This is a genomic window from Pseudanabaena sp. 'Roaring Creek', assembly GCF_001402795.1.
Classification (GTDB): Bacteria; Cyanobacteriota; Cyanobacteriia; order Pseudanabaenales; family Pseudanabaenaceae; genus Pseudanabaena.
This window is the reverse complement of sequence record NZ_LIRE01000699.1, coordinates 1-10,898: the sequence shown is the minus strand read 5'-3', so window position 1 is coordinate 10,898 and position 10,898 is coordinate 1. Positions and strand designations below refer to the sequence as shown.

At 43.8% G+C, this 10,898-nt stretch carries 9 protein-coding genes; 2 read left to right on the top strand and 7 right to left on the bottom strand.

Annotated elements, in window-relative coordinates; translation table 11 throughout:
• Nucleotides 1–136: 136 nt before the first annotated feature.
• The 3 genes from AC805_RS20055 to AC805_RS26535 form a co-directional block, all read right to left on the bottom strand.
• Entirely contained in the window at nucleotides 137–721 is a 585-nt protein-coding gene (locus tag AC805_RS20055; RefSeq protein WP_231663853.1) for a thylakoid membrane photosystem I accumulation factor, read from the bottom strand.
• Nucleotides 722–954: 233 nt separating this feature from the next.
• On the bottom strand, nucleotides 955–1,722 hold the full coding sequence (folE, locus tag AC805_RS20050) for a GTP cyclohydrolase I (protein ID WP_009627348.1): 768 nt from the start codon (nucleotides 1,720–1,722) through the stop codon (nucleotides 955–957).
• 669 nt (nucleotides 1,723–2,391) lie between these two features.
• A complete protein-coding gene (locus tag AC805_RS26535; RefSeq protein ID WP_055077047.1) occupies nucleotides 2,392–4,236 on the bottom strand; it encodes a protein kinase domain-containing protein in 1,845 nt (614 codons plus the stop codon).
• A gap of 394 nt (nucleotides 4,237–4,630) precedes the next feature.
• Between AC805_RS26535 and AC805_RS20040 the strand changes: the two genes are divergently transcribed.
• Both AC805_RS20040 and smpB read left to right on the top strand, forming a co-directional pair.
• Nucleotides 4,631–4,981 (top strand): hypothetical protein, encoded by a 351-nt coding sequence (locus AC805_RS20040; protein ID WP_055077046.1) that lies wholly within the window; start codon nucleotides 4,631–4,633, stop codon nucleotides 4,979–4,981.
• A 21-nt stretch (nucleotides 4,982–5,002) separates the two neighbouring features.
• Complete coding sequence (smpB, locus tag AC805_RS20035; RefSeq protein ID WP_009625872.1) at nucleotides 5,003–5,461, top strand: SsrA-binding protein SmpB; 459 nt, start codon at nucleotides 5,003–5,005, stop codon at nucleotides 5,459–5,461.
• Nucleotides 5,462–5,529: 68 nt separating this feature from the next.
• On the opposite strand, the gene AC805_RS20030 is transcribed toward smpB, so the two are convergent.
• From AC805_RS20030 to AC805_RS20020, 4 genes are all read right to left on the bottom strand, one after another.
• Nucleotides 5,530–7,260: an ABC transporter ATP-binding protein gene (locus tag AC805_RS20030; RefSeq protein ID WP_082429577.1), complete on the bottom strand. Its 1,731-nt coding sequence runs from the start codon at nucleotides 7,258–7,260 to the stop codon at nucleotides 5,530–5,532.
• Between the two features lie 74 nt (nucleotides 7,261–7,334).
• Complete coding sequence (locus AC805_RS24940) at nucleotides 7,335–7,451, bottom strand: photosystem II reaction center protein I (RefSeq protein ID WP_071590106.1); 117 nt, start codon at nucleotides 7,449–7,451, stop codon at nucleotides 7,335–7,337.
• Between the two features lie 256 nt (nucleotides 7,452–7,707).
• A complete protein-coding gene (locus AC805_RS20025; protein ID WP_055077044.1) occupies nucleotides 7,708–8,376 on the bottom strand; it encodes a GAF domain-containing protein in 669 nt (222 codons plus the stop codon).
• Nucleotides 8,377–8,802: 426 nt separating this feature from the next.
• Complete coding sequence (locus tag AC805_RS20020) at nucleotides 8,803–10,263, bottom strand: ammonium transporter (RefSeq protein WP_055077043.1); 1,461 nt, start codon at nucleotides 10,261–10,263, stop codon at nucleotides 8,803–8,805.
• Between the last annotated feature and the right edge of the window lie 635 nt (nucleotides 10,264–10,898).

Here is a 10,898-nt window from a genome sequence, read left to right as displayed (position 1 = left end):
TCGCCCATCCTTACCTATAAGATTAATAATCTTATACCAAATTACAAAATGACTACGCCATTTTGTAATTTTAAAACCCTTACTGGGTTTGGTTTTCAATTTCCAAACGTGTAGCCACACGTTTGGAAATTGGTATTTAAGGATTGAGTTCGTTGATTACTTTATCGGTTTTGCGGAATTTTAATTCGGCAGGAGCGTCGGGTAGTCCGAGCAGATTACGAATCGCGGAGTCGAGTTCTTCAAAACCAAATACACCCTCGCGATCGAAGCTAACTTTACCATCACCAGAAATCAGTACCGTTTGAGGAACTGTACCTTTGAAATAGTAGGCTTCTTCGGTGGGCTCGTAGTTCTTTTTTTGTAAGTCTAGGCTATCCACGGAAACAGCAATTAGACTGATGGTCTTGCCGTAAAAGCCTTGAGCTAGGTTGAGAATGGGTGAAAATCTTTTGCAATCGGCACTGTCATCAACGTAGAAGACGACCATGGCGGCGCGTCCTAGTTCGAGGGATTGGGCGAGGCTAATTCTTGGGGGAACAATAGAGCCATTGCCTCCATAGAGGGCAAAAATATTACCATCGTAAGTGTCATCGGTAAGCTTGGCATGAACGGGTTGTACCCCAGCAAAGAAAGACCCCAGCAATATACTTAGGCTTATACAACTTGCGATCGCTACACATAAAATCAAATTACAAGATCGCTTCAGCCAATTTTTCATCATCTTTAATATAAAAAATATAAAATCTTCTACAAAACACTATAGATGCTAGGGCTCACAAATTATAGCTGTCGCCAAGTGTACTAATACCAATTCCAAAAATGGCAACGCCATTTTTGGAATTTCAAACCTTTACTAGGTTTGAAATTGGTATAAGACATAAAACCCAATAATTGAGTGGCGGCGCTTCGCGCTGCCACTTAATTATTGGGTTTTAATTTAAAGCAATGAGGATTTTACGAATCACCAAATCCGTGGGCGCGAATCAGATCGAAAAATTCTTTTTTCATATGGGGGTCATGTCTAAAGGAACCACGCACGATCGAGTTAACCATCTTGGTTTCAGGTTCTTTGACTCCACGCCAAGTCATGCACATATGCTGAGCCTTAATCACAAAGGCTAACCCCTTAGGCTTAATCAGGTTTTCAATAGTATCAGCAACCATGATGGCAGCTTCCTCTTGGATATGAGGACGGCTCATGACCCAGTCCACAATACGATTAAACTTGGAAATGCCAATTACGCGATCGCTTGGGACAATCCCAATCCATGCTTGACCAACGATTGGGACAAAGTGATGAGAACATGCCGAACGTACGGTAATCGGACCAAGGGTGTAGATCTCGTCGAGTTCCTTGGCATTCGGGAAATCTGTAACCTTGGGCATGGGATGGTAGCGCCCCTTGAATACCTCATCCACATACATCTTCGCTACCCGACGGGCAGTTTCTTTGGTGTTGTGATCGTTTGCTGTGTCGATAATTAAAGAGTCAAAAACACCTTGTAATTTTCCTTCGATTTCTTTCTTTAGCTCTTCTCGTTCGGTATCGCTGATGTGATGAGCGATCGAGTCATTGGCAAAAAAAGGATCGCCTGCTGCGATCACCCGCTCACGAATAATTTGTGAAATTGCTTTTCTAGTAGATAAAGACTCGCGGACTTTTGCAGTTTTGGAATCGTTCTCAGAAGTGTTGCTGACAGGGCGAGAAATACTGATCGTCATGGTGTGATACTTACTAAATATCCAGTGGATTAATTTAAAACCGAGGAAGCCGAAAAAATGCTGAGAAAACAGTAATTAAACATCAAAATTTCTGGTTTGAATAGAGCCAAAGGTACCTGCATAAAAAGGCGATCGACTAATAATTCAAACTATAAAATTTAATATATTCTCCCATATTCGCAGATCTGTAGAAGCTATTGCGTCTCTCAATAGATTGACATTTCTAATCGTGGTTTAACATGCCAACATAATTCTAGACTATTCCTTAATGGCTTAGGCGTTTCGGGGTTAAGGTTCAGTTAATCCCATCCGTTGGATAGAGGATATCTCTCGCAAATTTATCTTTGGTAGAGTAGTGATACTTTTTCTTGAGTAGGCAGTTGATAAGCTGAAATACTTAATGACAAATACTTATTAATTTTTCTGTAATACGCAGGATTTCTATAATAGGTAGGTCGGCATAATTAATACCAATTCCCAAAAGTGTGGCTACACTTTTGGGAATTGGTATAAAACCCCAAAGAGAGTTGCCGCGCGGAGCGCGGCAACTCTCTTTGGGGTTTTATGTCCTGATATAGTTGGCGGCAGCTATAAAACCTGTAGCGCACGCTGCGCGTGCGCTACAGGTTTTGATTTTGGTTTTTAGTTAGCCCTAGCTACTTAATATAACTAATCAATTTTGGTAAGATTGGCAATTTTCCATTTACCATTTTCAAAATTTAGCGTGCAAACATATCTACCTTTAGATGGCTTGGACTGGGAGCGATCGATTTTGCCATTGACGTACAGAGTCGGGCTTTCATAGATTTCTACAGTCACCTTTGCTTGATCGTCTTGAATCCCAAATGCGCCTGCTCGGCTCACCGTAAAATTGCCATAGCTGTAAAAAGCATTATTGCTCTGTAGCCAATCGATCGAACCTTTGCGCTTTTCGTATGCCTCCCCTGTAGTTAGCTCTGCTAATAATTGGCGATCGAAGGGTGGGGCAAACATTTGATTTTTACTGGCTACCAATTTATCGATTAGCCCTACCGCTTCCGCTTCCGATAATGGCGCGATCTTGCCCTTGGACAAATCTGGCTTAGGCGTGGCGCGATCGCCGATGGGAATTGTTGTCGGTGTAGCACTAGGCTCAATAGCTGAGGGATTGGCAGATGGACTGGGGGAATTAGAAACAGGTTTTGCGGTTTGACTGGTTGGGGGCGTTTGGTTATTAGTTAGATTATTAATTGGATTATTAGTCTGGTCATTTGTCTGATTATTCGTTGGATTATTAGTCTGGTTACTTTGCTGGCTACTGGCTTTATTAGCACTCGTCAAATTGTTGGAGTGATTCTGAGTTGCTATTACCACGCCGAAGGCGATCGCACCCGCCAATGCGCCAGCCCAAGCAAAGATCCAGAGAGGCTTATTGCCACTATGCGCCTTGCTACCAATAGGATTGCTACTATGCGCATTGCTATTGGCAGGTACATAGCCCTGTACCGTTTGTGCTGATGCGATCTCGTTATTCCCCTGATTTACCGTAGGTGGGGCGGCAAGTGGTTGTATAAATTTAGGGGGTGTGGCGGTGGGTAAAATGGTGGGAGGAATTGGTGGTGAAGTGTTAGGGGCTAAATTACCGCTATTGATACCCACGATCGTAGACTGAATCCCATTGCTAGAAGGCGTTATCTGTTGAGTTGGTAAACTACGATCGCTTAATGTTGCTAAGACTTTACGAATCTCTGAGGCGGATTCATAGCGATCTTTGTAGTGATAGCGGGTCATCTTGGTTAATACATCGACTAAGCCTGATCTGACGGGGACGAGATGCTGCCAAATTAATTCTCCCGTCTGGTAGTCTTCTTGCAGCTCGCGGGGTGGCAAACCCGTTAAAGCCTGAATGCCAATTACGCCGATCGCATAGAGATCGCTATTGGGACGGGGCTTGCCCTGAGCTTGTTCGCTTGGCATATAGCCCAAAGTACCGATCGCCACCGTAGCGATCGTTTGCCCCTCTTGATTAATCTGGTTTTGGACTTGTTTGATCGCCCCAAAATCAATCAGTACCAACTTGCCATCGGATTTACGGCGAATAATATTATCTGGTTTGATATCACGATGGATTACCCCGTGACTGTGGGTATATTCCAAAATACTTAATAAATCGTCTAATATCTGGATTACTTGCGGTTCGCCTAACCGATAGCCACGCGTTAACTCGCTATCGAGCGATCGCCCCTCGACGAATTCTTCTACCAAATAAAACTCTCCCTGCTGATCGAAATAGGCAAGCAGGCGGGGAATGCGATCGTGATTTCCCAGTTGAGCGAGGGTCTGCGCTTCACTTGTAAAGAGGCGATTGGCGACCTTCAGATATTCGCGATCGCTACTGGCAGGTTTGAGATGCTTGACTACACAAAAAGGCTCGTTGGGGATGCGGGTATCGTGAGCCAGATAGGTATGACCAAAACCACCCTCGCCAAGTTTGCTAGCGATGCGATAGCGTCCATCAAGTAATTGACCAATCATGCTTGACTCCATCTCTGCAATAAATATAACCCAGAGATCTCAAATTAGAGATGTGGTGTAGTATGAATCGACATATCTATTTGTCTGATTTAGACCAATTCACGAAAGTGTGACAACACTTTTGTGAATTACAACCCAAATCCAGTAAGGGTTTTCCAATCTCAAAATGGCGTAGCCATTTTGAGATTGGGTATTACGTATATCCTAGGCTTTAGGTTTTGCTTTAGGTTTTAAGGACACCTTGGTTTATGATGATTAAGCTGTAATGCTTGTAACTAAAGTTAAAGTGCTAACGTCAAAAATGACTTAGCCTAGAATAGAAATACAGCTTTCAGAGATAGTTTGTAGACAAGGACTAGTAACCTGCTAGCCGCAACTGTTGTTTTGATGATTTATGGCTAGATACACTCAACATTTCTTAGTTGAAATCGCTCCTGAAGACCTACATTCAACGATCGTGAAAACGTTGGAGGGTTGTAACTTGGTAATTACCTACGAAACTGATGACTATGTAATTGCCCAAGAAATCGAGACTAATGCATCATTCGCGAAAATGGTAACCGTAGAAGTCTTGATTCATCGTTCCGAAATAGAAGGCAATCAAGCGAAATTGACCAGTGTCACCAAAAACGCTGAATTGCCGCTTCGGATTAATAATTACTGTCATGGCATCTCTGATCGCGTTTCTAAAGCTTTCTGTGATAGTAAATCATGGAAACTTTTAGAAGTCACTTCAGGATATTAGATGGTATTTTATTGGGAATAAATGGCAAATTATTATCGTGTACTCGCCGAAAATCGGCAAGCTAGATTTAATTACGAAATTCTCGAAACCCATGAAGCAGGGATCGAGTTGCTTGGTACGGAAGTTAAATCCATTAAAGGGGGAAAAGCAAATCTAAGGGATGCCTATGGGATTGTGCGTAAAGGACAGATAATGCTGCTCAATATGTACATATCCCCACACCATACAACGAGTTTGTACTTTAACCATGAACCAACCCGCACCCGTCGGTTGCTGTTACATAAAGATGAAATTCGCAAGTTAATCGTTGGCGTACAGCAGAAGGGATTAACCTTAGTGCCCCTGAAGGTCTATCAAAAGGATGGTTGGATTAAGGTTGATTTAGCCCTAGTGAGGCAGAAAAAGTTGCATGATAAGCGGGATGACATGAAAAAACGCGACGATAAACGAGAAATAGATCGCGCTATGAAAAATCGTTAAGTATATCTACAGTCACTTGAGTTAGGACAAATCAAACCCGTAAGGTTGAGCCCCTCAGGGGCTCAACCTTACGGGTTTGACTGGCTACTTACCATCATTTCCAATTCGTAAAGGCTTGCATATAAACCTTGTTTGGCAATTAATTGCTCGTGGCTGCCCGATTCGACGACTTCGCCTTGCTTGAGGACGAGGATACGGTCAACGTTGCGAATAGTTGATAGACGGTGCGCGATGATAATTGTCGTGCGATCGACCAATAGGCGATCTAGGGCTTGTTGGATCAAAAATTCGGTACTAACATCAAGACTGGCGGTTGCTTCATCGAGGATTAAAATTCGAGGATCGCGGATAGCGGCTCGGGCAAAGGCTAGTAACTGTTTTTGTCCACCAGATAGATTTGTGCCGCGTTCTCGGACTTGGGTTGCATAAGCTTCGGGCAGATCTTGAATAAAGCGATCGACATTCATTAGCTCGGCAGCTTCTACAACCTGCTCGAGCGTATAGTCTTCACCAAGGGTAATGTTTTCCTTGATATCTCCTGAGAATAAAAAAGCATCTTGGAGAATTACCCCGACACATCGACGTAGTTCGGCTTGGGTGATATCGCGGATATCCACGCCATCGATCAAAATCCTGCCCTTTGTTGGTTCGTAAAGACGCGACAACAGACGAATAATCGAGCTTTTGCCTGCCCCAGTAGGGCCGACAAGGGCAATCTTCTCGCCAGCCTTGAGCGTGAAATTGATATCTTTGAGCACGTACTCATCGGGTTTATAGCCGAACCACACATGGTCAAAGCAAATTTCCCCAGTGCCATCAAGGGGGAGGGTCTTGGGATATTCGGGATCTCGAATATCGATCGGTTCCTGTAGGATCGCATTGATGCGTTCGACCGCAGTAAATCCAGCTTGAATTGTGGTGAATTTCTCAGCGAGTTGCCGAATGGGATCGAAAAGCCTTTGGGAGAAGAGTACGAAGGCCGAAAGCTCGCCAAAGGTGAGATTTTTTTGGACGATCTCGCCGCCGCCTAACCAGAGAACTCCTGCGATCGCCACCAACGCGATCCATTCAAGGGTTGCTGATACCGCAGAATCATGGAAGACGGTGCGGTTGACCTCATCTACATATTGCTTGTTTACCTTGAGGTGTTGCGCTGAGTTAAACTTTTCGCGGCGGAATAACTGAACGATATTCGCGCCAATAATATTTTCTTGGAGAATTGAATTCAGCTCGGATAGGCGATCGCGAGCCTTAAAGTTGGCTAGGCGATATTCATGTTGAAAGTAAATAATCAATCCTGTAACGGGGATAACCATCGCCAATAGCATTAATGCTAAATCCCAGCGCAGGAAAAACATGAATATGGCGATCGTGCCAATGGCGGCAAAATCGCTCAATACGCCAACCGCACCCGTAGCGAATACATCGCCTAAGGCTTCAACGTCACTGGTTAGCCTTGTGATCAGCTTGCCAACAGGAGTGCGATCGAAAAAACTAGTGGACAAAGAAGTGACATGACGGAATAGATCGGCACGAATATCGGCAGTGATTTTCTGCCCGACCTCTTGCACCAAGTAGCCCTGCCAAGATTGAAATGCAAGTCTTATGGCGATCGTGAGTAGGATGACTAAGCAAATCCATCGCAAACCCAACAAATCGCCGCTTTTAATCGGTCCATCAATGGCTTGCTGTACCAAAATAGGCTGGACAGCGCTAGCGATCGACAGAGGCAGGAGTAAAAGCAGCGATATGACAAGTTGTTTAGAGTTTTGCTTTGCGTAGGGCAATAGACTCAACATCAACCGCCAGTCATTACTTTTGAGGCGATTTACCGATGGAGAATTGGCAGAGCTTGGCTTGGATGAGTTGGTCACTATTCGAGATCTCTGTTACCGGGGTTACGTGATGGATCGCTATTGAGGAATCCAAAGACAAACAAACTGATGAAGAATATGACTGTGATATAGACCACTATTTTTAAAGTAAGCATAAATAAATAATCTCCGTATAAATATCTAATAATTTATCCTATGTTAAATCTTATAGGAAAAGATGGGAATTCCTTATACTTCCTTAAGATTGGCTATTTCGTGTTGAGTATAAATACTTAAATAGGTAGCTGGGTATAATTAAAAACCCCAGAATCTGTAGCGCACGCGTAGCGTGCGCTACAGATTCTGGGGTTTGCGCCTAGCCATTTACCTAATTGGAATCTAATTGGAGGGAATGGGGCTTCGTGCGTGCAGTTAAAAAAACTGTCCTAGGAGCTGCGATCGCTCTATGTATAGGGACACCTGACTGGCGATCGCTCGCAATAACTTTTCGTCAAACTTTGAATAGGACAGGGTAATTTCATGGACGTTTTCTAAGGTGATTGAAACATCTTGAACCTTACGATTTATTAACTGAAAAACGCCGATCGTCCTTTTTTGCGAGTCAAACATTGGTACTGCCAAAACTGAGCGAGTCCTGTACTCAATATCGCGATCGAAGGTCTTGTGATGGCGATATTCCGCATTGTCGGGTAGGGCATGGGCATCAGATAGGTTAAGCGTTTTGCCAGTGAGGGCGACATAGCCGACGATACTGTCTTGATTGAGGGGGACAGCAAAATTAACGAGAGAGCGATCGGGCTGGGAGTCGTTTTGAGAAACTTCAAAGCAGACAGTATGAACTGAAGTGGAGCGATCGATAAGATAAATACTGCCTGCGTCACTGGCAGTCATTTTGCGTGTAGAGCTTAGTGCTAACTCTAAGAAAACCCTTAGGTCTTTTGTGTCAGTTAAAGACATGGCTAATGCTAACAGATCATCGAGTAAGCATTTGTAATAGTCCACTTGCTCTACTAGTAACTGAGGACTCAATTGGGAGAGAGCCTCAGAGGTTTCTGTTTGCCAGCCTAAGTCAGGGGTCATGGATATCGCCAGTATCTTGGTTACGTCCTGCTTAACCTAAATAAAACTAAGTCATTAGTTATAGCAGTTCTATCTATGCGAACAATACTAGCAAAATCACCTCAGAAAAATACTAAATCGTAGGTACTAAATCTAAGTATAGCTGTCACTAAATGTACTAGGACATAAATGCCAGTCAATTCTTGAGGTTTATGTCCTAGTACAATTGGTGACAGCTACTTAACGTCAGTTCGGGTTAATCTGGCAAATTTTAAAACCCCAAAAGTAAAAGCCTTGCGTAGCAAGGCTTTTACTTTTGGGGTTTTAAAATTATCTCGAACTCACGCTACTTAGTAAGGGTCTTCGAGTTAAGAAATGGCGTAGCCATTTCTTAACTCGGTATAAGTGGAGGGGAAGCTTTTGCTTAGCTTCTCTACCAGTTGAGAGCTATTCCTCGTCGTCATCATCGTCCCCATATTGGAGATCGTCAATGGGATAGACATCTGGCCAAGCAGATGCTCCATGCTCATATACATCAATGCCGATGCGATCGGCTTCAGGATTGACCCGCAACATACCTAAGGCTTTGAGGGAGCCAAACATTAGAAATGAGAAGACAACTGTAAATACAGCGATCGCGGCCACACCTCCTAGTTGCACCCCCAGTAAGTCAAATCCGCCCCCCAAGAATAAGCCAGATTTTTTATTGATCGTGAGTGCTGGATGCCCAAATAAACCCACCGCGATCGTCCCCATCATGCCGCAGGATCCATGGACGGCAAATGCGCCTACGGGGTCATCAATCTCGAACCATTCAATGATGTCTACTACTATTAAGACAAGTACTCCTGCCACAAGTCCAATGAGTGCGGCTGCCCAAGGCATGACATAGGCGCAACCTGCTGTAATGGCAACTAATCCTGCAAGTGAGCCATTTAGTCCGCAAAAGAGGTGCCACTGACGGAAGCGGAAATAAATGTATAAAAAGGCAGACATTGCTCCCGCTGCCGCCGCTAAGGATGTATTGACAACGACTAGACTAACTAGCCCAGGATTGCTCATGGTTAGAGCCGAGCCTGGATTAAATCCATACCAACCAAACCAGAGGATCATTGCGCCAATGGTGGCATAGCCGAGGTTGTGGGCTGGCGGGATTTGACCCCAAATGCGATCGGGACGCGGTCCCAGTAAATATGCTCCCACTAAGGATGTCCATCCCCCGACCGTATGCACGACGGAACTACCTGCAAAATCGTGATAATTAAGTTTGTTAAGCCATCCCCCACTATTCCAAGCCCAATGGACTACCAGTGGATACATAATTGCACCCATGATAATAGTGTAGATTAAGTCTCCTTTAAAGTCAGTGCGCTCAGCCATTGAGCCCGTGGTAATCGTGCTGGATGTGGCGGCAAAGGCAAATTGAAAGAAGAAGAGAGTTAAGGTATTAATGGGAGCGCTAGAACCACCTGCACCCATTGCATATTCGATCGTGCCGTTATTGATCGTAAAGGCATTATTTAAGAAGAATCCGTCCGTTCCCCATAAACCATTGCTGGTCGTACCAAAGGCGATCGCAAAGCCCGTTGCCCACCAAGCTAGAAGTGTGGTTGCGGCATCCACGAAATTTTCGGCAAGGGTATTAACGACCGATGTTTGCCGCACTAGCCCCGCCTCTAGCATGGCAAAACCGCATTGCATAAAAAACACTAAGAATCCTGTAACAAGTACCCAAGTTGTATCAATGGATAGGCGTAGTTCTCCTGTGGTTTTACTCACTGATTCTAAGGTCGTACTTTCGACGGCTTGAGCGATCGTTGGCGTAAATGCAGCAAATATAGCTGCCCCAATCGCGATCGCCAAAAAACGTGCCAAATAATTCTTTCTTTTTATGGTGACTTTTGTCATGATTGTATTCACGAGCCGTTGTTAGGATTATTAAGATTAGCTTCTACAGAATCAATAGGATCATGCACGTAAGGTGATGATTTTGCTCTTTAGATGCTGGTAATTTGCATTTATTCCTCTAAAATTTGGTAATGTGTCGTTCATCCCCATATTTCGATCGCTAGAGAAATAAATCAAAGATTCTTAGAAATTGATGTTCGCTCAGCCCTTATTTGTTATACGTTTAAAGGACGATCTGTAAAAGTGTCGATTAGTACAGTCAATATTGAGTAATTCCTTTTGTAGGAACCGTAAATCCATTAGTACAAATCCATTAGTATAAATATTTAAGGGAGTCGGGAAGGGCAAGGACTTTCGCAATAATCTGTGATCTTTGTCACAAAATTGGGAGGTTGCGATCGTCATTTTGATGTGAGAGCTGTCACCACTTTAAAAAATAAAAAGATAGATAATTTTCTCACTAGCGACGTATCTACATAATTTCCCCCGCAAGAATGCCTCCTGCGGGTTTTTTATATCCAAAAATATTTAGATCTAAATATTTTAGATATAGCTACCGTCCCTTGAATTAGGACAAATCAAACCCCAAGAATTAATTGGCGGCGCTAAGCGCCGCCAATTAATTCTTGGGGTTT